At 45.1% G+C, this 22110-nt stretch carries 23 protein-coding genes; 18 read left to right on the forward strand and 5 right to left on the reverse strand.

The features are described from left to right. Positions 1 to 280 precede the first annotated feature (280 nt). On the forward strand, positions 281 to 1309 hold the full coding sequence (locus AC5O63_RS05955) for a porin (protein WP_494504276.1): 1029 nt from the start codon (positions 281 to 283) through the stop codon (positions 1307 to 1309). Between the two features lie 190 nt (positions 1310 to 1499). Then, positions 1500 to 2114, forward strand: coding sequence for a fumarylacetoacetate hydrolase family protein (locus AC5O63_RS05960; protein ID WP_494504277.1), 615 nt, complete (start codon positions 1500 to 1502; stop codon positions 2112 to 2114). 179 nt (positions 2115 to 2293) lie between these two features. On the opposite strand, the gene AC5O63_RS05965 is transcribed toward AC5O63_RS05960, so the two are convergent. From AC5O63_RS05965 to AC5O63_RS05975, 3 genes are all read right to left on the reverse strand, one after another. After that, positions 2294 to 2602: an AzlD domain-containing protein gene (locus AC5O63_RS05965; RefSeq protein WP_004745728.1), complete on the reverse strand. Its 309-nt coding sequence runs from the start codon at positions 2600 to 2602 to the stop codon at positions 2294 to 2296. After that, on the reverse strand, positions 2599 to 3318 hold the full coding sequence (locus AC5O63_RS05970; protein WP_494504278.1) for an AzlC family ABC transporter permease: 720 nt from the start codon (positions 3316 to 3318) through the stop codon (positions 2599 to 2601). Before AC5O63_RS05970 ends, AC5O63_RS05965 begins: the two co-directional genes overlap by 4 nt. A gap of 88 nt (positions 3319 to 3406) precedes the next feature. Then, positions 3407 to 4231: an AraC family transcriptional regulator gene (locus AC5O63_RS05975; protein ID WP_494504279.1), complete on the reverse strand. Its 825-nt coding sequence runs from the start codon at positions 4229 to 4231 to the stop codon at positions 3407 to 3409. 220 nt (positions 4232 to 4451) lie between these two features. Here AC5O63_RS05975 and AC5O63_RS05980 point away from each other — a divergent pair, with 220 nt between their 5' ends. From AC5O63_RS05980 to metG, 7 genes are all read left to right on the forward strand, one after another. Then, positions 4452 to 5084, forward strand: coding sequence for a LysE family translocator (locus AC5O63_RS05980; RefSeq protein WP_004749145.1), 633 nt, complete (start codon positions 4452 to 4454; stop codon positions 5082 to 5084). 230 nt (positions 5085 to 5314) lie between these two features. Continuing rightward, positions 5315 to 5734: a GNAT family N-acetyltransferase gene (locus AC5O63_RS05985; protein ID WP_272239374.1), complete on the forward strand. Its 420-nt coding sequence runs from the start codon at positions 5315 to 5317 to the stop codon at positions 5732 to 5734. A 65-nt stretch (positions 5735 to 5799) separates the two neighbouring features. After that, positions 5800 to 6183, forward strand: a complete 384-nt coding sequence (locus AC5O63_RS05990; protein ID WP_494504280.1) for a hypothetical protein — start codon at positions 5800 to 5802, stop codon at positions 6181 to 6183. Between the two features lie 132 nt (positions 6184 to 6315). Continuing rightward, positions 6316 to 8424: a protein-disulfide reductase DsbD family protein gene (locus AC5O63_RS05995; RefSeq protein WP_494504281.1), complete on the forward strand. Its 2109-nt coding sequence runs from the start codon at positions 6316 to 6318 to the stop codon at positions 8422 to 8424. Continuing rightward, positions 8424 to 8924, forward strand: a complete 501-nt coding sequence (locus AC5O63_RS06000; RefSeq protein ID WP_494504282.1) for a protein disulfide oxidoreductase — start codon at positions 8424 to 8426, stop codon at positions 8922 to 8924. Before AC5O63_RS05995 ends, AC5O63_RS06000 begins: the two co-directional genes overlap by 1 nt. 9 nt (positions 8925 to 8933) lie before the next feature. Then, a complete protein-coding gene (locus AC5O63_RS06005; protein ID WP_494504283.1) occupies positions 8934 to 9632 on the forward strand; it encodes a DsbA family protein in 699 nt (232 codons plus the stop codon). Between the two features lie 493 nt (positions 9633 to 10125). Further along, positions 10126 to 11685, forward strand: a complete 1560-nt coding sequence (gene metG, locus AC5O63_RS06010) for a methionine--tRNA ligase (protein WP_494504284.1) — start codon at positions 10126 to 10128, stop codon at positions 11683 to 11685. A gap of 59 nt (positions 11686 to 11744) precedes the next feature. On the opposite strand, the gene AC5O63_RS06015 is transcribed toward metG, so the two are convergent. Then, positions 11745 to 13451 (reverse strand): phospho-sugar mutase, encoded by a 1707-nt coding sequence (locus AC5O63_RS06015; protein ID WP_494504578.1) that lies wholly within the window; start codon positions 13449 to 13451, stop codon positions 11745 to 11747. 375 nt (positions 13452 to 13826) lie between these two features. Between AC5O63_RS06015 and coxB the strand changes: the two genes are divergently transcribed. Genes coxB through AC5O63_RS06035 form a run of 4 tightly spaced genes read left to right on the forward strand, consistent with a single transcriptional unit; the run spans position 13827 to position 18106 of the window. Beyond that, a complete protein-coding gene (coxB, locus tag AC5O63_RS06020) occupies positions 13827 to 14951 on the forward strand; it encodes a cytochrome c oxidase subunit II (RefSeq protein WP_494504579.1) in 1125 nt (374 codons plus the stop codon). Then, positions 14948 to 16612, forward strand: coding sequence for a cytochrome c oxidase subunit I (ctaD, locus tag AC5O63_RS06025; RefSeq protein ID WP_494504285.1), 1665 nt, complete (start codon positions 14948 to 14950; stop codon positions 16610 to 16612). Before coxB ends, ctaD begins: the two co-directional genes overlap by 4 nt. Positions 16613 to 16622: 10 nt before the next feature. After that, entirely contained in the window at positions 16623 to 17225 is a 603-nt protein-coding gene (locus AC5O63_RS06030; RefSeq protein ID WP_494504286.1) for a cytochrome c oxidase assembly protein, read from the forward strand. Continuing rightward, entirely contained in the window at positions 17222 to 18106 is an 885-nt protein-coding gene (locus tag AC5O63_RS06035; RefSeq protein ID WP_494504287.1) for a cytochrome c oxidase subunit 3, read from the forward strand. Before AC5O63_RS06030 ends, AC5O63_RS06035 begins: the two co-directional genes overlap by 4 nt. A gap of 17 nt (positions 18107 to 18123) precedes the next feature. Here AC5O63_RS06035 and AC5O63_RS06040 read toward each other — a convergent pair whose 3' ends face one another. Further along, positions 18124 to 18372, reverse strand: coding sequence for a DUF2909 family protein (locus tag AC5O63_RS06040; RefSeq protein ID WP_494504288.1), 249 nt, complete (start codon positions 18370 to 18372; stop codon positions 18124 to 18126). Here AC5O63_RS06040 and AC5O63_RS06045 point away from each other — a divergent pair. The 5 genes from AC5O63_RS06045 to AC5O63_RS06065 all read left to right on the forward strand — a co-directional run bounded on the left by AC5O63_RS06045 (position 18371) and on the right by AC5O63_RS06065 (position 22097). After that, complete coding sequence (locus AC5O63_RS06045; protein ID WP_494504580.1) at positions 18371 to 19111, forward strand: SURF1 family protein; 741 nt, start codon at positions 18371 to 18373, stop codon at positions 19109 to 19111. The genes AC5O63_RS06040 and AC5O63_RS06045 overlap by 2 nt on opposite strands. Then, positions 19104 to 19646 carry a redox-active disulfide-containing membrane protein gene (locus AC5O63_RS06050; RefSeq protein WP_494504289.1) on the forward strand — a complete coding sequence of 181 codons (543 nt, stop codon included), beginning with the start codon at positions 19104 to 19106 and terminating at the stop codon, positions 19644 to 19646. The genes AC5O63_RS06045 and AC5O63_RS06050 overlap by 8 nt, the downstream gene beginning before the upstream one ends. A gap of 18 nt (positions 19647 to 19664) precedes the next feature. Continuing rightward, positions 19665 to 20705 (forward strand): COX15/CtaA family protein, encoded by a 1041-nt coding sequence (locus AC5O63_RS06055; RefSeq protein ID WP_494504290.1) that lies wholly within the window; start codon positions 19665 to 19667, stop codon positions 20703 to 20705. Beyond that, a complete protein-coding gene (cyoE, locus tag AC5O63_RS06060) occupies positions 20698 to 21594 on the forward strand; it encodes a heme o synthase (RefSeq protein ID WP_494504291.1) in 897 nt (298 codons plus the stop codon). Before AC5O63_RS06055 ends, cyoE begins: the two co-directional genes overlap by 8 nt. Positions 21595 to 21680: 86 nt before the next feature. Continuing rightward, on the forward strand, positions 21681 to 22097 hold the full coding sequence (locus AC5O63_RS06065) for a VanZ family protein (protein WP_486795888.1): 417 nt from the start codon (positions 21681 to 21683) through the stop codon (positions 22095 to 22097). The last annotated feature ends 13 nt before the right edge of the window (positions 22098 to 22110 follow it).

The following is a 22110-nucleotide window of genomic DNA, read 5'->3' on the forward strand; positions in this document are numbered from 1 at the left end:
ATTTTTTATTTTAGGGAAAAGTTCCGTTTAAATTTACAAAAGTGTGAACTTGATCGTGTAAATGATTCATACCTTAGATGTATGGATAAATAATAGTTATTACAAATACTTATGGTTAATTGATAATTTTCAGTGTTACGTTGTGACAAGTTTTATTTGTCCATAAGTGCTTAGTTGCACTTCATTTTTGAGTTTTACCTACTACGTTTTAGGTGTTCGCGCAGTTTTTAGTCTTTGAGCACTAATACGGACATGGTTTAACCCAATACGGACATACGTTATGAACATTAAATTATTAGCCGTCTCTATCGCGGCAGCAGCATGTGGTACTAACGCTTTCGCAGCAGAAATATACAGCAGTGAAGGCTCTACTCTCTCAATCGGTGGTTATGTTGATGTAGGGATTGGTGAGTATAAATCTAGTGACGAAGTAGAAGTTCATTCTGTTTCTCCACGACTCAATGTTTCGGGCACTCAAGAAGTCGGTGATGTCACGGTTGATGCTAAAGGTGAATGGCAACTCAATTACCTTGATGGAGGAGATACTTCCTTTAAAACTCGACTAGGCTATCTTGGTGTCACACACGAGCAGTTTGGACGAGTTGTAGTCGGTACGCAGTGGTCTCCATATTATGATGTGGCCGGAGTAGCTGACCAACCTATCGCTTTTGCCAACGACTTCCTATACGACGATCATTACAACCTAGGTACAGGGCGTGCCGAGGGTATGGTGAGTTATCGTAATGCTTTCGATTTAGCTGATATGGCCAATTTGAGTATTGGGCTCGGGTGGCAGGGTAAACACTCAGACTCCACTGAGACGAGCTCTACTGGTGATGGCGCCGTTACTGTTACACGTGCAACTCAAGAGTATGATGCTCGCGGGCAAGTTGCTTTAGCGCTAAGTATGTACGGCTTCAAATTAGGCTATGTATACAACGGTGGTGATGTAGACAAAGTTGATGCTAATTCACATGCATTTGCCTTTAGTTCGGGTTCATACGGTGATGGTTTGTATTCTGCGGTTGTATACGCCATGAATGAAAACATGAACGGCTTTGCAGAAAGTGATGAATATGAGATTTTGATGGCTTATGCATTGGGTAACGGCCTAAATCTCAGCGTTAACTATGAAGCTGAAATTGACGATAAGGCGAAGAAAACACAATACAGTCAATCTGCGCTTCAAGCCGAATATAGCTTCACTCCTAATCTAGTTGGATTCGCTGGATACCAGTTTGATTTAGGGAATGATATTAATAAGAAAGAGGAAGACTTCTGGACATTTGGCGCACGTTACTTCCTATAACTAAGAATCTACTGCCTTAACACATCTATCGTGTTGACGCCTATTCGGGATTGGATAGGCGTTTTTCTATTTTGATAAGTGATACCTCAGTAATATTGGGTATGAGCTCTTAATTTTGAAACCAAATCGTTTTTTTATTAGCCACTTAGCTTAGAATATTAGCTTCTTAAATTAGGTCAGGGATGGTGGCATGAGTTCAGTAAAACTTGGAGAGGCTTTGGTTGAGCCAAGCAAGATTCTATGTGTTGGTCGTAACTATTTAGAACATATCCAAGAGCTGAACAATTCTGTTCCTGAGCAAATGGTCGTGTTCTCCAAACCGCCATCCTCGATTTCCTCTAACCTGAGCTCCTTTCATCAAGAGAGGCTCCACTATGAAGGCGAAATCTGCTTTATCGTTAAGCAGGGCAAATTGTCTGCGGTGGGCGTTGGGCTCGATCTGACCAAGCGTGACCTACAGTCTCAACTAAAAGAAAAAGGTTTACCTTGGGAGCGCGCAAAAGCCTTTGATGGCTCTGCGGTGTTTAGTCGTTTTGTCCCTTTGGCTGGTTTAGAGATAGACTTATTAGAAATTGAGCTGTTTATCAATTGTGTCCGTGTTCAAAAAGGCTCGGTGAAACAAATGATCTACTCGCCAGCAGTGATTGTTGAAGAGCTCAAGAGTTACACCACCTTGTGCGATGGTGACATCATTATGACCGGTACCCCACAAGGTGTAGGTGAAGTGCATGTCGACGATGTGTTCTTAGCTCGATTAAAGTCCGGTGACAAAACGCTGATAGAGATTGAGTGGGTTGCTCAATAATTAACGCTTTACTCTGCCCCTAGGTCAAGGGTTAACCTCCAATTGAGAGTTCAATTGGAGGTTTTTATTATGGGTTGTTGTAATCAAGCGCCCAAAGGTGGAAGCAACAATGTCGGTCTACTTCTTAAGTGCGTGGCGATAATGGCGGTTGTTTTGCTCCTACTCGCAGCCTTGTTTGGCTAGAGCAGTTTTAGGCACAGAAACACCACCATGCTGACCAAGGTTGTTAAGAGAACATTCTTGGTTTTCCAAGCTAAAAACGCCGCAATGACTGCGCCAATCAAATAAGGGTTACCTGCCGAGAGCCAAAGCTGTTTTTCTGGCATAAAGACAATTGGTGCCCAAATTGCGGTCAACACGGCAGGGCTAGAGTATTTCAGTAGTCGCTGAGCCTGAGGGTTGAGCCTTAAAGGTAAGCGCGGTTCTAAGAAAAGATATCGACTCGCAAAAACCAACACAGTCATCGCTAGAATAGACAGCATAATCATTGGTTATCTCCCTTTAGCGATTCGGTAAAGTAGCCAGCAAGCATGCCTGCAACGCTGGCGATCATCAGCCCTGACTCGATTCCTTGGGCATAGCAAATGACTGACGTGACCAGTGAAACAGCGACCGCAAGAAGTACCGGAGAAGATTTCACGTTGGGAACGACAATAGCGATGAACGTCGCTGCGACAGCAAACTCTAATCCTAATTCATTTAAAGCTGGGATATAGCTCCCTGCAACAATGCCTGCGAGTGTGGCGAGATTCCAACATAAATAAAAGCTCAGTCCTGCTCCCAATGCGTACCAGCGATTAAACTGCTTTTCAGATTGTTGACCACAAATGGCAAACAGTTCATCTGTTAAAAGAAACCCGAGTCCGAGCCTCCACCTGAGTGGAAGCGGGCTTACTTTATCTCGCATTGAGACGCTATAGAGTAAATGCCTAGAGGTGATAAAAAATATCGCGAGCAGCATGGTCGCGAGTGTTGCGCCAGCTTTAAACATCCCGGTTGCGACGAGCTGAGCAGAGCCAGCAAAGAGGATGGCTGATAAAGCTTGGCTCTCTACTACGGTTAATCCAGATTCTATGGCAAATGAACCTGCAAGGAGTCCCCAAGGGATAACGGCAATGCTGAGTGGTACCATTGCAAGGGTACCTTGCCAAAAGAGTTGAGAGTGGCTGAGTTGTCTGTCTTGTTCGAAGGTCATGGTATTCATAATTATTGTTTTTAGTGTGATGGATAATGGTCGTATTAACTCACACGGATATACAATCGGCTTGTACAAAATTGCTGATTATTTTGCTCTATGCTTTACCGATAAACTGTTTGGGTGTGACACCTAAAGCACGCTTGAAATGCCTATGGAAATGGCTTTGATCGTGAAACCCCGTTTCCTGAGCAACGTCTGAAATCTTAAGTCCTTGACGGAGAAGCTGTTTTGCTACCCTGAGCCGGGCTTGGATCTGATAGGCGTGTGGTGGTAAGCCGAACTCTTTTTGAAAACTACGCGTAAGATAATAAGGGCTGAGTCCCGCCAGCTTGGATAAATCCTCAAGGCTGACATCTGCTTGTGGGAAATCGTCCAAAAATTCTTTAACTAACAACAACTGGCGCTGGCTGCGAGTCTTCGGCTCCCAATCGAGTTTCGACTTGCTGTGACGCGAAACGAGTTTGACTAAGGTGCCATAGATCAATGTTTCCCTAAGCAGCTTATTGTCTGATTGGGCCAAAGTGTCAAACACTAAGCGTAATTGTTGTGCGAGCTCTGGGTCATAAACGACGGGCTCAGGAAAGTAAGGGATGGATGAGCCAGATGAGAGTCCTTCTGTAAGCTGCGCAAACTGCTCAGGTAATGGATACATGGCCTTGTACTCCCATCCCCCTTCAGTCGCCGTTTGGCCGTTATGAACCTCATCTGCATTGACTAAAATGATGCTGTCTTGCGGGGCAATGTGATTACCTCCCGTGCGATAAAAGCGTTGTGCCCCTTTCTCAATCACACCTATGGTATAGCCCTCGTGGCTATGACGAGAGAAGTTCTGATGCGTATATTTCGCATCTAACAATTCAAGCCCACCTAGCTCACTGGCTAAATGAAAACTGGCTGATTCTTTACCGCCTTTCGCCATAAGCTTTCCTTGCGCTCTAATGTCTATTTACGGATCTCACAGTCTAGCTTATAGGCCTTAGTTATTTTTGTACAAAATTGCTCAAATTGATGTTCATTTTATTAACAATCGCAAAAGTCATTTAATCTACCTTTGTTATTCTCTATTTATTGTTTGTGGTGGATAAATGGATTTTGTTGGACTAAAATGCCGCCGTTTTTGCTTTTCTAAAATTATAACCATGATTGATATTTCTGTGCTGCCGGTTTACTTGACCGCTGTTGTTGCACTTTTATTGTTGCCTGGTCCGGATATGTTGCTTATCGCCAGTTCAAGTATGAGCTACGGTCGTAAAGTGGGTATCTTTGCTAGCTTAGGTAACGCCACTTCAGGGATCATCCTAACTCTGCTTGCTGCACTCGGTGTTTCTGCACTGATAGCCATGAGCCCGATTGCGTTAAAAGCGTTGCACTTATTAGGTGGGGCTTACTTGCTAAAAATGGGCTGGGACTGTATTCGTGCAAGTGCCGCTGATGCGCCTCAAATGGATGGTTCAAACAAGGTCGCGACCACCTTTTACCAAAGAGCTTTGGTAAGCAACTTACTCAACCCTAAAGCCCTAGTGTTTTTTGTGATGTTCTTGCCTCAATTTGTTTCTAGCAATATTACCGCAAGTTCTGGCGAACAAATGTTAGCACTGGGTTTGCTACTGAATGTATTAGGTCTCTTATTCAACCTATTGCTTGTGGCGTTAGTGGGAACGTTAGGTAAACCGTTACTCGAAAACGCTAAATTTAGAACATATCAGCATAAGTTTATGGGGCTGATATTTGTCGTGTTAGCGATTTGGATGTTAAGCTCTTTTGCGAGCTAACCGCATTTAATACCAGCCTAAATAAGTATCTGGACATTCTTGCTAGTTAAAATCGCTGATAGCTGCGTTATAGATTTTGTAGGTAGGTCAACTAGCTAGCTGCAATCTATGCCTTGCTCTAAGCGATTTTTCCTGTGCAATTATCTGACCACCTACTTATCCAGATTGGTATAAAAGGCCAGCGTTTGCTGGCCTTTTTTGATCTATATGGAAACAAGGAAGGATCGCCTATGAATGTTCAGTTTGTACTTAACCCGCCGAAGAACATTAAAGATGTTATCTACAATGGTTTGAAAGCATTCAACATGCAGCACTTCCCTGATGAGGACATTCAGAGTCTCGCTTGCTACATAGAAGATGATGAGGGTAATTTCGCTGGTGGCCTAACGGGCGAAATATTTACCAATACGCTGTTTGTCGAGTTTCTTTGGGTGGATGAGCGTGAAAGAAAGTCTGGCATTGGTTCACTGCTCATGGAACGCATCGAGTCTGAAGCAAGTGCTTTAGGCGTTACAGATTTATATCTTGATACCTACAGCTTTCAAGCTCCGGGTTTTTATGCCAAATTAGGATTTGAAGAAGTTGGACGTTATACCGGGTTTCCAACCGCGGGCGTTGATAAGATTTTCTTACAAAAGAAAATTGTTTAAGAGACTTCTCACATTAAACTAACAATGTTGGCGTTTAGGGTTGCCATAATCTCTGGCTTTAATTCGTGAGTAACTCGCACAGTATGTTTAAAAACTTTGCTACGGCACAATCTGCAAAAATCACTCTAGCCCTGATTGGCTGGGTGTTTGCTATTTGTCTTACGCAAAATTCAGGCATGCTAACGGTGTGTGAGTACAAGTATGCTTCTCTGGCCGATAGCACTCATGTTACCGATCAATCGACGGACATTAGCAAGCAGTGTGATTTAACGGAGAAGCTTTTAGGCAGTGCCAAGGTTAATCTTGACCACGTCGTGGTTTCTTTCTTTGTTGCGCTGTTGGTGATTGTTGCTTGGCTTGTCTCCACTAGGCAGGCTTCTCCTCAGTTTACTGAACCTATAGTCCCCAAATCCCGTCTTCATCTCACTTTCTGTGTGTTCCGAGAGTAAACAAATTCGTTACTGGCTTGAGTTTTAGCCAGAGATAGCTCGTATTTGTTATTCCCCCATTGAGGGGCATGTACCAACCAGAATAGATATCTGAGTATCTATTTATTAGATTGGTTTCAATTGGACACAACAATGATAAAACAAACTCGATTTGCACTTTTTAGTCTGCTGAGCTTTTTTCTTATGCTGAGCAGTGTGCTTTTCTCGACCTTAGCATTTGCGCAGGTTGAGACGGGGTGGATGGTTAATCCGGATCATCCGCCTGCAAAAACTCGCTTTGTCGTGACAGGGCAAGTAAACCCTACAGATAAAACTGTCGAAGGCTTTCTCGAAGTTGCTCTAGAAGGTGATTGGAAAACCTATTGGCGCTCGCCAGGTGAAGGAGGCATAGCGCCAAGTATTTCATGGCAGGGCTCTTCTAATCTTGAATCCGTTGACTGGCATTGGCCTTACCCACAGCAGTTTAATCTACTCGGTATCAACACTCTTGGTTACAAAGGGGATACCTTGATCCCAATGACGCTGCACGTCGAAGACTTTAACAAGCCAGTAAGTCTCGATGCTAAGCTGACTTTATCTTCATGTACCACCATCTGCGTACTGACCGATTATCCATTTAGCTTGGACTTTATACCGAGTGAGTTGGTCGTCTCAGAACAGGCTATGTACCAACATGCTCAAGCGATCAGTCAGGTGCCTAAAGCATCTCCTTTGATTTCAGAGCAAAGTGCAGTTTGGGATAGTTCAACCAATCAGCTTCAAGTGACTTTGATAAAACCACTAGGGTGGGATGCCCCCGAACTTATTGTGGATAGTCGAGTAGAGGCGATCAGTGATTACAGTTATGCGCTCAACCACCTTAAAGTTGAGGGAGAAAAACTTGTCGCAGTGTTCGATGTATCGACATGGCTTGGTGACATCAACCTAAGCGAACAGTCCGTCGATGTGACCATTAAGGATACGGATTTTATCGCTGAACAAGCCGCGCAAGTGACAAAAGGTCTTGTGTCTGCACCAATACCAAGCTTCTCTCTGTTTGAGATGATTGGTTTTGCTTTACTAGGCGGACTGATTCTCAACGTGATGCCATGTGTACTCCCAGTGTTGGGGATGAAGTTGAGCGGCGTTATTAGCGCCCAAGGTATAGAGCGTCGTAAAGTGCGCTTGCAGTTTCTTGCTTCTTCGGCAGGCATTTTGACTTCGTTCTGGTTGTTGGCGGCATTTCTGTTGATTCTGAAGTTCTCTGGTAGTGCCATTGGTTGGGGGATACAGTTCCAGAGCCCTTGGTTTATCGGCTTTATGGTGTCAGTTACTGCTCTGTTTGGTGCCAATATGCTTGGTTTGTTTGAAATTAGGCTATCGTCGAATACCAATACATGGCTAGCCTCAAAAGGGGATGACTCTTATGCAGGGCACTATCTGCAAGGTATGTTTGCCACGCTACTGGCCACGCCATGTTCTGCGCCTTTCTTGGGGACGGCTGTAGCATTTGCATTAGCGGCTAGCACGATAGATATGCTGGTTATCTTTACTGCTCTTGCGCTAGGTATGGCTTTACCTTGGATAGTGGTGGCATTGTTCCCTGGATTTGCCTCTTACCTGCCTAAGCCGGGTGCTTGGATGAATAAGGTTAAGCTGCTATTTGGTGTGATGATGCTTCTCACCAGCGTTTGGCTGCTTTACTTGCTCGCCAACCATCTTCCAGTGTTCTGGGTCATTGTTCTAGCAGTCACCGCATTGGTCGTCGTGCTTATGCGCATCAAAAAGGTTTATGGCGATAAGGCGTTTGTCATCTCTGGTGGCGCATCTTTACTGCTGCTCGCTGGCGGGCTAGTGATTGGAAGTATGACGGCGGATCATTGGTCAACGCCGTTACCTGAAGATTTGCCGTGGGTAAGGCTATCGAATGAAGCCATTACTGAGTCAGTAGCTAATGGCAATACTGTGTTTGTTAACGTGACAGCAGACTGGTGTGTGACCTGTAAAGCGAACAAGATTGGTGTGATCTTGCAAGATCCCGTTTACTCAGCGTTGCAGCACCCGAATGTGACACCTATTCAAGGTGATTGGACTCACCCTGATGGTCTAGTAACGGATTATCTTCGAGCCAATGGCAGATTTGGTGTGCCGTTTAATATTGTCTATGGACCTAATGCGCCTCAAGGCATTCCACTGCCTGTGATATTAACCGATGAATCGGTCACACAAGCGCTTAAGCAAGCGAGTGGGGAGGCGGGTTAATGAAGATAAGACCGCTCCACTGGCTCAAAGAAATATCAAAGCTTTTGCTATTCGCGATTGTGATCACCACTGCAATTGATCTCTATCGTGCCCAAGATGTACCGACGGAAATGGCGCCGGACTTAGTCACAGTGGATGAAAAGGGAAACCCAGTTGATGTGATCGAGATGAGTTACCAAACCCCGGTCGTTATCTATTTTTGGGCAACTTGGTGTCCGGTATGTAAGTTTGTCAGTCCTACTGTTGATTGGGTGAGTCAATATTACCCTGTGGTCGCGGTCTCAGGGGCCTCTGGAACAGACTTGCGTGTTGAGGCATTCAAGCAAAAACACGATTATCAATTTACCAACGTCAACGACGAGAACTCTCAGCTGTTTAAGCAGTGGGGTATCTCAGTGACACCAACCATATTCATTGTCAGAGACGGCAAAGTCGAATCAATCACGACTGGCATCACGACTCCGCCAGGCATACTTGCACGTCTTTGGTTAAACAAATAGGAATTTACTATGTTCAATAAACTTACGATAGCGCTGGTTACAAGTGTTCTTTTTACTGCACCAGCATTGGCAGCACCTCAAGATCAAAAGATTGCTGAGATTGTAGAGATGCTTGAGGCAAACCCGCAGGTTGTCGATGGATTACATGAAAGCCTAGGAATGTATATCAAGCAGCAACAGCAGTTTACTCACCTACTAGAGAGTAGCCAAAACTACCTTAACGATCCTAACCACTCATTTATGGGTGCAGAAAACGGCGAGTTCATGATCATCAACGTGACGGACTACAGCTGCCCATTCTGCAAGAAATTAGATGTGGAGTTAGATAAGCTCGTGAAAGATTACCCGCAAATCAAAGTGGTGAATCTCTATGTACCGCTTAAAGAAGGCAGCTCTTCGGTGAACTCGGCCGCTTACGCGCTTAACGTTTGGCAAAAAGATCGTGATAAATATCAGCAAGTACATGATTTATTGGTGTCAAAACCGGGCACACATAATGCTGCATCTTTAATGAAAATTGCGCAAAAAACTGGGACGACGGAGCATCTGAATGTCAGTGATGAAGTGAAGGCGCAGTTAGAAAACAACTATGCCATGTTTACTGGTTTAGGTTTAAGAGGTACGCCAGCACTTATCATGGGTGAACAAGTGATCCCAGGTTATGTGCCTTATCAGCAACTTGAGGAAGTGGTTAAAGAGCAACTGTAAGCTTCTGTACCAAGAAAAAAGCCCCATACCAATAGGTATGGGGTTTTATCTGTAGAGCTCTTTATTGTATTAAAGCAAACAATAGATTTTTCTATCTTTGTTAATAATCACACTGTTGTCAAAGCGGTTACTTTGTTTTGAGGGTTAGGATGTCTAGTCTGCAAACGCCCTTTTCATTGATGGCACATTCTAGCATTTGGGTGTTGCTGTATCAGTGTTGGCTTTCAAGATTAACGCTTGTCGAACAAAAATGACTCTGTTAGTGTGGAGTTATGAACTTAGTATTATTAACACACTGCTCATCTAACATTGTCACTGAAATGATGATGAACATGCCTTCTCAGCGAATGCTGGGAGGGATGGGCTGCGTGTACTGATTTTTTCTTTTTTTTCGCACCACCATTCCTTAACAAAGTGTTGGAAAGGTGATGCGAATAAGCATTTAGAGAGATCTCTTTTCGACCTTTGTTTGGGAACTAGAGGAGATTTATCTATGAGCTTCAAATCGCTACTCCACAGTTCTTCCGATTCGCGTCACTCTGAGCAATGCTTTGTCACTACGCCTATATTTTATGCCAATGGTGAGCCCCATTTAGGCCATGCTTATACAGGAGTCGTCGCTGATATTCTCCATCGCTTTAATTCTCTCTCCGGAGTGAAGAGTCACTTAATTACCGGGACTGATGAGCACGGTCAGAAAATTGCCAACACTGCACAAGCGAATCAACAATCCCCTGAGCAATTTGTTGAGAAAACGTCTCGAAGCTTTCGCAATCTTTGGCCACAGCTCGACATTAACCCAGACGTTTTTATCCGTACCACGGCGGATCAGCATAAAGCCAATATTGAGAGAGTGTGGCGGACGTTGGAGCAGAAAGGTGATATCTACTTAGGGCACTATTCCGGTGACTACTGTGTAGCATGCGAACAGTTCTATCCAGAGAGAGAGCTGCTCGATGGCTTATTGTGTCCGGTTCACAAACAACCAATCACTCGTGTAGAAGAGAAAACGTATTTGTTTCAGCTTGAGAAATATCGATTGGCCCTGCTAGAGTATTATCAGAATAATCCCGGTGTAGTCGTCCCGCAGCATTATCAAAACACTTTAATCGAGCAACTTGCTTCAGAGCCATTGGAAGACTTATCAATTTCAAGAATTAACAACCAATGGGGTATAAAGGTACCGAGTAATCAGGAGCATACGGTATACGTATGGATTGATGCTCTGTTTAGTTACATCACCGCGATTGCAGAAAAAGACGCCGATGTATCAGCAATTGAGCGAACAGAACACGTCATAGGCAAGGATATTTTGCTGTTCCACGCAGTGTACTGGCCAGCTTTTTTATTAGCATTGGAACTGCCGCTTCCTAAAAAGTTGATTGTTCATGGCTGGTGGACCATCGGTGGTGAAAAGATCTCTAAATCGAATCCTCTGACGACTGTGAATCCTTCGTCATTTGCTCAGCGTTTATCAACTGATGGAATTCGCTATGCTTTAGTTCGTCAAAAGCCGCTATATAGAGATGGTAACGTTGAGCTAGAGGAGTTTACTGGGCTAATAAATGGAGATTTACTTAATAATTTTGCCAACCTTGTAAAACGTAACCACACCATAGTTTTGAAGGAGTTTTCTGGCTCATTAACACTTGAATCAGCTGGGAGGTTAGATTCTGATTGTCGAACTTATGTTAGCGAGTTTTCCTGCGATCTTGAGCGAATCGTTAGTGCGTATCATGACAGAGATCTTTATCGAGTGACTAAAGAGTGCAATGCGCTTTTATCAAAGCTAAATGCTTTTTTCCATCACCGAGCACCGTGGTTGATTCGAAAAGGGCAGCCAGTCCAAGAGTCACAACAAACTTGCTTGATCGTCTGCAATTTCGTTCGAGAGTTGGCGTGGTTGCTATCGCCAATTGTTCCTGAGCTATGCCAGCATATTATTACTGAGCTTTCTGAACAACCTAGCTCTCACTTAAATGCTAGTGGAGAAGTTCTAAAATCGGTAGAGGTTGTTTCTGCAAAAAGCCACTTAAGGCGATTGAGTTGTTAGTATGATGGGCTCCCCTTAAGCTGTTGTGAAGCAACTTAAGGGGGAGATTGTTTTAGAGCTTAAAGTAAGCTGTGCTGATGTTCTGAAATCAGCATCCCCATAGACTCTGACGCCTTATCAAGTACGTGTTCAAAGCTATCAGAATCTTCAAACTTCTCGATCACTTCGTAGTAACACTTCAATTTCGGTTCTGTTCCCGAAGGACGAACGATAACTCGTGCACCACACGATAGGTGATAGATAAGTACGTCACTTGCTGGTAGGTCGATGGTTTGAGTTGAACCATCAGCAAAGTACTTGGTGAGTGACTTAAGATCTTCTGTCACTTCCACTTTACTACCCGCAATCATAGTCGGAGGATTAGCCCTGAGCTTATCACCTACAGGTGGTGCCTTCGGATCAAGCGCAATACTGCGTTGCGAATTCAGATACATGCCGTGCTGACGATAGATGGCTTCTAATTGATCCCAAATGGTTTTTCCTTGGCTTTTAAGCTCGGCGGTTAATTGTGCAAAGGCAACCAATGCAGATAGGCCATCCTTATCCCAGACTTTGTTCCCTACCGTGTAACCTAATGCTTCTTCATAGGCAAATAGGAACTGCTGATCGTCGCTTTGCTTTTGCATTGCCACATTGGTTAGCCATTTAAAGCCAGTCAGTGTTTGGAAGTAAGTGGCACCGTGCTCATCGGCTATCTTGTTTAACAAAGTGGATGAAACTATCGTATTGCCGACAAGTTGCTTACTCGCCTGTGTTTGTGACAAGAGGTAATGACCAAATAAAGTGCCCACTTGGTCACCAGTCAGCATCTGATAGTTACCGTCTGGCTTACGCACAGCGACAGCAAATCGGTCTGCGTCTGGGTCATTGGCACATGCAATGTCGGCGTTGTGCTGTTTAGCCAATGCCATGACCATATCCATCGCCCCAGCTTCTTCTGGGTTCGGGAAGTTGACGGTAGGGAAAGTGCCGTCTGGTTCACTTTGCTCTGCAACACTGTAGAAGTGGTTAAAGCCCGCGTCGTTGAGTAGGGTTTGCGCCATGTTTGCCCCCACACCATGCATAGCGGTGTATGCGATAGCGATATCGTTAGGCGCAGTATGGTTAGCCAAGAGTGGATTGTTATTCATCGTTTGGCGGTAAGTTTCGTAGTAATCCTCTTTCAACCACACTAGTAAGCCATGCTTCTCGGCATCATCTAGTGCCATTAGTGGTATTGGCTTGGTCGCTGCGATATCAATCTCAGCTGCAATACCTGAATCATGTGGCGGGATGATTTGCGCGCCATTTTCCCAGTACACTTTAAAGCCATTGTACTCTGGTGGATTGTGGCTTGCTGTAACTACAACAGCCGCTGCTGCATCAAAGTGTTTTACCCCAAATGCAACAATTGGTGTTGCTGCTACTGCGTGTGTTAGGAAAACCTTAATCCCAAGAGATGTAAGAACAGAAGCTGTATCATGAGCAAACTGCTTAGAGTCTGTACGACCATCATAACCAATCACAACACCGCGTGTTTTTGCATCTTTGACTTGTTCAACAAGATAGTGACCAAGGCCCGTCGCGGTTTCTTGAATCACTAAACGGTTCATTCGGTTTGGCCCACAACCGACTTTGCCTCGTAGGCCAGCAGTACCAAATTCCAAACGTTGGCTAAAGCGATCGTCGAGTTCATCAAATGCTTGTTCATCGATTAGGTGTTGAAGCTCTTCTCTTGTATGTGGGTCAGGATCTTTCTCTAACCAACGCGTCACTTGTTCCATCATGATGTTTTTACCTTCTTCATGTCTCAAGTTGATATCTAACTTAAGTCTATGTTATTTGCTGAATTTAGCCTGATTTTAATTGATATTGATTATCATTTGCGAGAGCGCAATCGCTAAACCTTTCTATGCTCTGCCTAGTCACCATTTCTAATAGGACTTTCTTGCACAATTTAGAAACGCCAACTAACGTTTATTAACATAAATATAACAAATTACATGAAATTTACTGGTTACAAGGAATTTTCCAAGTCCAAAGGCTGATTGGTACTTTCTTGCAGATGTAGGCTCAATGCAAAGACTAAGTACCCGCATCACGGTTGATGACTCTGGTAGAGGAGAGGTCTTTTGAAAAGTTTACAGTTGATACTGTGGCGATTGAGTAGTGTTTTGTTAATTTGCATCACTGCTTCTGCACGAGCAGAAGAAAGTGCCTACAACATGACTCAGGGAGTCACCCATATCAGTGAGCAGGTTTATGACCTCCATATGCTGATATTCTACATCTGCTGCGCCATCGCGGTTGTGGTCTTTGGGGCGATGTTCTACTCCATGTATCACCACCGAAAATCTAAAGGGGCGGTAGCGGCACACTTCCATGAAAGTACTAAAGTGGAAGTGATTTGGACCGTAATTCCGATCATTATCCTCGTCTTAATGGCTATTCCCGCAACCAAAACCTTGGTCGCGATGGAAGATACTTCTCAATCTGATCTGACAATCAAAATCACGGGTTCGCAATGGAAGTGGCATTACAGCTATTTCGGTGAAGACGTCGAGTTTTTCAGTTTGCTCGCAACTAGCCAAAAAGCGATTGATGGCATCGAGGAAAAGGGCGCGCATTATCTATTGGAAGTGGATAATCCGCTGGTGCTACCGATCAATCGTAAAGTACGCTTTTTGATGACGGCAGATGATGTTATCCACTCTTGGTGGGTGCCCGACTTTGCGGTGAAGAAAGATACCATCCCTGGGTTTATTAATGAGGCTTGGACTCGAATAGACAAACCGGGTGTCTACCGCGGTCAATGTGCCGAGTTATGTGGCCGTGCTCACGGCTTCATGCCAATTGTTGTTCACGCGATGGAAGAAGAGAAATACGACGAGTGGCTGCTTACGAAGAAAGCTGAATTAGAGAAAGCGAAGCAGGAAGCCGCAGCATCACTCACCGCCTCGTTGTCTCTGGATGAGTTAATGAGTGTTGGTGAGAAAGTGTATCTCGATCGATGTGCGGTTTGTCACCAAGCAAACGGTGCTGGTATACCCGGAGCATTCCCAGCCATTACGGGCAGTAAAGTCGCAACGGGCGATGTCTCGTCGCACATTGATATTGTGGTTAATGGTCGTTCGGGGACAGCAATGCAAGCATTCTCTAATCAGCTGACAGACAAAGAGATTGCGGCAGTAGTGACTTACCAAAGAAATGGTCTCGGTAACAGTGTGGGTGATTTAGTTCAAGCATCAGATGTTAACCAGCTTAAGGCGTCTAAGGAGGGACAATGAAAACGTCCAAACCTGATTCGATCGTAGAAGACAAAACCAAATCAGCGCCAGCTACTGATGCCGATATCAGCCGCGCCAATAGCACGATTGCCGTTGAAGCTGATGATCATGACCATCATGGGCCAGCCAAGGGAATAACGCGTTGGCTCTACTCGACGAACCATAAAGACATTGGGACGCTTTACCTTTGGTTTAGCTTTAGCATGTTCTTAATCGGGGGTGCGATGGCAATGATCATTCGCGCCGAACTTTTTCAACCCGGATTGCAATTAGTTGAACCGCAGTTCTTTAACCAGATGACAACCGTTCATGGCTTAATCATGGTGTTTGGAGCAGTGATGCCAGCTTTCACTGGGCTAGCAAACTGGATGATCCCAATGATGATCGGTGCGCCAGATATGGCTCTTCCGCGGATGAACAACCTCAGCTTTTGGATTCTCCCTTTCGCTTTTGCCATTCTGATTGCCTCACTATTTACGGAAGGCGGCGGTCCTGACTTTGGTTGGACTTTCTACGCGCCACTCTCGACGACCTATGGACCTGACAGTACCGCGTTGTTTGTCTTCTCGGTACACATTATGGGGATCAGTTCGATCATGGGGGCAATTAACGTGATCGTCACCATCGTTAATATGCGTGCTCCGGGAATGACATGGTTCAAAATGCCAATGTTTGTTTGGACTTGGCTTATCACCGCGTTTCTATTAATAGCCGTGATGCCCGTACTCGCAGGGGCTGTCACCATGGTGCTCACCGATAAGTACTTTGGAACCTCGTTCTTTGACGCTGCAGGGGGCGGTGACCCTGTGATGTTCCAACATATCTTCTGGTTCTTCGGTCATCCTGAAGTGTACATAATGATCTTGCCTTCCTTCGGTATTGTCTCTGCGATTATTCCAGCCTTTAGTGGCAAAAAGCTGTTTGGTTATCACTCGATGGTCTACGCAACTTGTAGTATCGCGCTTTTGTCCTTCCTTGTTTGGGCGCACCACATGTTTACCACGGGTATGCCGGTATTCGCCGAACTCTTCTTTATGTATTGCACCATGCTGATTGCGGTGCCGACGGGCGTTAAGGTGTTTAACTGGGTAGCAACCATGTGGCGAGGGGCGATGACCTTTGAAACGCCGATGCTGTTCGCTATTGCGTTTATCATCTTGTTTACCATTGGCGGTTTCTCAGGGCTGATGCTCGCCATTGTTCCTGCTGATTTTCAGTATCACGATACCTATTTTGTGGTGGCTCATTTCCACTATGTGTTGGTCTCGGGTGCCGTGTTCTCGATTATGGCGGCGGCGTACTATTGGTTGCCTAAATGGACGGGGAACATGTATGACCACAGGTTGAGCTTATGGCATTTCTGGTGCTCGGTCATTTCGGTCAATGTGCTTTTCTTCCCAATGCACTTTTTAGGCTTAGCAGGCATGCCAAGGCGTATCCCAGACTACGCGATTCAATTTGCAGACGTTAACCAAATAGTCTCAATAGGGGGCTTTGCCTTTGGTCTGTCACAGTTAATTTTCTTGTGGCTGGTGATCAAATGCATCAAAGGTGGAGAGAAGGCCTCGGCGAAACCTTGGGATCGCGCAGAAGGATTGGAATGGACAGTCCCAAGTCCTGCGCCTCATCATACTTTCTCAACTCCGCCGAAAGTGGACTAAGGGCTCTGTTATGGACGGGCAAGCGAAATCCAATAGAAAGCTTACGCTGAAGCTTTGCGCTGCGGTTATTGCCATGTTTGGTTTTGGTTTTGCTCTTGTCCCTTTATACAACGTGATGTGTGAAGCTTTAGGAATCAACGGAAAAACCAATACAGAGTCTGCGCTACAACCACAAGGTATGGTTCCTGACACATCACGTCTTATTCGTGTAGAGTTTATGGCGCACAATAATCAAGGGATTCCTTGGTCTTTTGTCCCTGCACAAACTTATATGGAAGTGCATCCCGGCGAAGTGATTCAAACCGCTTACTTTGCCAAGAATCTCTCTTCCAAAGATATTGTTGGCCAAGCCGTGCCATCGGTCTCTCCGGGGTTAGGTGCTACCTATTTCAACAAAATCGAATGTTTCTGTTTTAATCAACAGCCCTTGCAGGCCGATGGAAAAGCAGAAATGCCACTGATTTTCTATATCGAGCCTGATATTCCAGACTCTATTCATACTCTAACGTTGTCATACACCCTCTATGACATCACGGATAAAACGACCTCAACCGAGTTAGCTAATGTTTCATCTAAGGTAACCGATGAGACTTCGCAAGGAGCAACACAATGAGTTCAAAACATCAATCCTATTATGTGCCCGCACAAAGTAGCTGGCCAATTGTTGGCGCAGTTGCCCTATTTTTGATTGCTGTCGGTGCAGGCTTGACGGTACAGAATATGGCTGAAGGCGGGGATGGAAGTGTCTTTGGTAAGCTGATTTTGCTCGCGGGTTTTATCTTTCTACTCTACATGTTCGCGGGTTGGTTTAGCAACGTTATTACAGAGTCTATGAGTGGTAAGAATTCCGCGCAGTTGTCTCGTTCTTATAGACAGGGGATGAGCTGGTTTATCTTTTCCGAAATCATGTTCTTCGGTGCTTTCTTCGGTGCACTTTTCTACGCACGTATGATTTCTGTGCCTTGGCTTGGCGGGGCAGGTAACAATGCGATGACCCATGAGGTTATCTGGCCGACATTTGAGGCTTTATGGCCATTGACGACCACTCCAGGTGGAGACACGACCAATGCTATGCCTTGGCAAGGGTTGCCATTAATCAATACCATTATCCTGCTCACTTCTTCGATTACGCTTCACTTAGCGCATGTCAGTTTAGAGCAGAATAAGCGTATGGCTCTGATTATCTGGCTTGAAATCACCATAGTTTTGGCGTGCTTCTTCTTGTACTACCAAGGGGTTGAGTACGCACATGCCTATCAAGATTTGGGCTTAACGCTTCAATCGGGAGTTTATGGCAATACCTTTTTCTTATTGACCGGATTCCATGGCATGCATGTCCTGCTAGGAACCACATTTTTGATCATATTGCTTGCTAGAGTGGCAAAAGATCATTTTACGCCAAAAGACCACTTTGCCTTTCAGGCTGGCAGTTGGTATTGGCACTTTGTTGATGTGGTGTGGTTATGTTTGTTCGTCTTTGTTTACGTGCTTTAACGTTAAGTTAAACAGTGTTAGTAAGGGCGTATATTCGGTTCAATTAGGCCGCTTAATAAGGCAGCCACCATTAACACAACAGCGAGTGCAGAAAGGAAAATGCGGCGACCCAAATAAAAGCTCATGGGTTTGTCATCTGCGAGGGGGTCTTGGTCAGAGTCGTCTTCCGATTCAGGGCCTTTAACCATTTCAAACATCGCTCTACCGAGGTTAACAAGGATGAAGAGTAGCAGCAGTACTAGGACAAGTTTGAATATGAATACCATGGGTGGTTCCTTTTTTGCTCCGCTGAAAACCACGAGGTTTGTGGTTGTTTGTCTAATAACTGTGGTCGCCTTTTCGATATTGATCAACTTAGGTTTATGGCAATTATCTAGAGCAGAAGAGAAAAGCCAAATAGAGCAAAAGGTTATACAGAGAGCGCAAATGTCACCTGTTGGTTTATCTGAGTTGACTGAGGAACAAATCAGTAACCCAACCGGTGTAAGAGTCGTGTTTAGCGCGACCCCAGTGACGGATAGGTACTTGTTACTAGATAACCAAAGTGTTGATGGTCAGGTAGGTTATTTGGCGTTGCAGTTAGTGAAAACACAATCTGGACAACACCTGCTGCTTGAACGCGGTTTTGTTGAAGCGCCTGATTTACGTTCACAGCTGCCACAGATTAATTGGTTAAATAGTGAGCTTGCGCTGGAAGGCAGACTTTATCGCAAGTCGAGTAATCCGCTCAGCAAAGATTTGCATTTAGAGCAAGGCACGATGAGCCGAATTCAGAATCTTAATTTTGCTCAGTTAGAGCAGCATTGGCAGATCGAATTAGAGCCTTATGTTGTTCAGCCGTTGGTCGAGCCTTGGCCTTATATTCAGCCTTGGCAACCAGTCTCGATGAATCCAGACAAGCACTTAGGCTATGCAGTGCAATGGTTTTCCATGGCAGCAGTACTTGCGCTGTTAAGTGCCGGCTTACTAGTCAAAGCTTTGAAGCAGGGAGTAAAAGATGAGTAACCCAGTTTTAAGAGGAAGAATCATTTTTGTCAGCTTAGTGGTGATGTTTGCTTTACCTGCCATTATTGCAAAAACAGTACTGAGCCAGCACTGGTATCAATCGGGTGTGACCAACAAGGGCGAACTTATTGAACCGGTGGCGACATTGGAATCGTTAGGTATCGATAACCCTTACCAACAGAGCCAGTGGCAGCTTGGTTATGTGGTTCCGGAGCAATGCGATGAGTTCTGTCAGCAACAAATCTATTTACTTGGTCAGAGCCACATCGCACTGGGTAAGTATCAACAACGTGTGCAACCTGTGCTGATCTCTACGCCTAGCAGTGAGGTATTAGCAAATTCGGAATATGCTCAGATAAAAGTGAATGATGGTTTTTCGCAGGTTGTTGACCAATTTGAATACGTGATTGTTGATCCGCTAGGCCAGTTGGTGATGCGTTATCCCAAAGTGAGCAAGCAAGGTGAGTTAGTTGCACAAAGCAAAGGGCTACTTGCAGATTTACGTAAGTTGCTCAAGTTATCTCGCGTCGGCTAAATCGCTAGGAGTCATGATATGAAGTTGATAAACCTTGTCAGATTCAGTCTTATCCTCACATTCATTGTCGTCATGCTCGGCGCATACACTCGACTTGCGGATGCAGGACTTGGTTGCCCTGATTGGCCGGGCTGCTATGGTCAACTAACCGTCCCTAATGAGCAGCATGAAATCGCTTTGGCTCAATCTCTGTACCCGTCTCTTACCGTTGAAGCCGACAAAGCTTGGTTAGAAATGATTCATCGCTACTTTGCGGGAACACTGGGCTTAGTGGTGTTTGCCATTACTTTTATCGGTATTAGAACGGGGCAAATTCCGACGCCAATGGCTTCGGCAATCTCCGTTGTGGTGATTTTTCAAGCTTTACTGGGAATGTGGACAGTGACCATGATGCTAATGCCAATCATTGTAATGGGTCACTTGCTGGGAGGTTTTACCTTATTTAGTTTGCTCGCCTTAACTCACTGGGGGCTTCAAGCGAGACAAGCCCCATTGGTTAAGGATGGCAATAAGGTTAGGCAGAGGTTGAAGTTATTAGCCGCTTCTACGCTTGTGGTCGTGGTAATGCAAATTGCGTTAGGCGGTTGGACATCTTCTAACTACGCTGCGCTGATGTGTACGACACTGCCGATATGTGAAGGAAACTGGACTTCCTATCTCGATTTCGGGCGCGCTTTTGAGTTGATCCAACCTAAACAAGAAAGCTATGAGTTTGGCACGTTAGATTACGGCGCTCGGATGACGATTCATGTTACCCATCGAATGGGGGCGGTTGTCGTTACTCTGTTTGTTTCGGCACTCGTGCTTATGTTGCTCGCGGAGAAAAAACAAGCGTATACCAAAGTGGCGAAAGGGTTATTGCTGATGCTCGCGATTCAAATTGCACTGGGCATCGGTAACGTATTATTGAGCTTACCTTTGGTTGTCGCAGTGGCACACAATTTAGGGGCGGCTTTGTTGCTCTTGATCGTATTACGAACCAACTATCTCATTTGGCAAACCAGTCATCAGTCTGCAATGGATTCTGCTCTGATTAATAAGGAGAGTGCGCATGAGTAAAACACTATCTGTTACTGCTCAAGAGAGAGCGCTATGGCGTAGCTATTTGGCTCTGACTAAGCCTAAAGTCGTCGCTCTGATGTTACTGACCGCGGTAGTTGGGATGTGTCTTGCGGTTCCTGGGGCGCTACCCGTGCAAGGCACAGTGCTTGGGCTAGTAGGTATTGGCTTGATGGCAGGTTCGGCGGCAGCGTTTAATCATCTGATCGACCAGCGCATTGATGCCATTATGGCTCGAACTTACAAAAGGCCACTGCCATCAGGAGAAATAAACTCAAGCCATGTATTCGCATTCGCGGTTGCTATTGGAGCAATGGGTTTTGCCGTTCTTTATATCGGCGTAAACGCTTTAACGGCATGGTTAACCTTTGCGAGTTTGCTTGGTTATGCTGTGGTGTACACCATGTATTTAAAGCGTGCGACACCGCAGAATATTGTTATCGCAGGGATAGCGGGTGCCATGCCACCACTATTAGGTTGGACAGCTGTGACTGGAGAGATGCACGCCAACGGTTGGCTGCTAGTGATGATTATCTTCATCTGGACACCGCCACATTTTTGGGCGCTAGCGATTCATCGCAAAGATGACTACGCAAAAGCGGATATTCCAATGCTGCCTGTTACCCACGGTGTTGAATACACTAAAACATCTATCTTGCTCTATACCGTTTTACTCGCTTTAGTCTGTTTGCTGCCTGCTTTAGTCGGTATGGCGGGAACATTGTATTGGGTTGGTTCGACAATTCTGAGCTTAGGCTTTATTGGTCACGCTTGGAAACTCAAGTTTAACCCAGATGAGAAATCAGCAATTGAAACGTTTAAGTTTTCCATCTACCACCTAATGTTTCTATTCTTGCTTCTGCTGGTGGATCATTACATAACTGTCTAAATTATAAGACGAAGCCGAGATGGTCTTTTTTCTGCTATCAACTTCGGCTAGTCTACTGAGCGTTTTGATTTTGAATAGAGCGCTCTATGTACCTAGCTACGCAGCTTTTTAGTAAAAGATTGATTGTTCTTTTTGGCCTAATGGCGCTTGGCGGTGGAGCCTCGATGGCAAAGTCGTTTGACTTTCATGGCGATTCAATAAGAGCGCTTGAAGTGCTACTGGGTGGGGCATGGGTGCTTCACGCAACGGTAGCCACCACACTCGGGTTTATCGCTGCGTGGTCAACACCAATCTCTTACTACCATTACCATCGTTTGGTGTTGTCGCCATGGGTATTAGGCTTATTGGCCATGGTCAGTTTGGACGAGTTTCTGCAAATGTTTAATCCTCTACGCGAGTTTTCATTCCTCGATCTGAGTATCAATCTTGTATGCGTAGCAATGGGCGCCATGCTTTATGTGAGTTATTTGAAGCTAAAGTTTCCGTTATACCAATCAGAATAAATAACCGAGCACC

The sequence above is a fragment of the Vibrio sp. SCP2 genome (assembly GCF_059295395.1).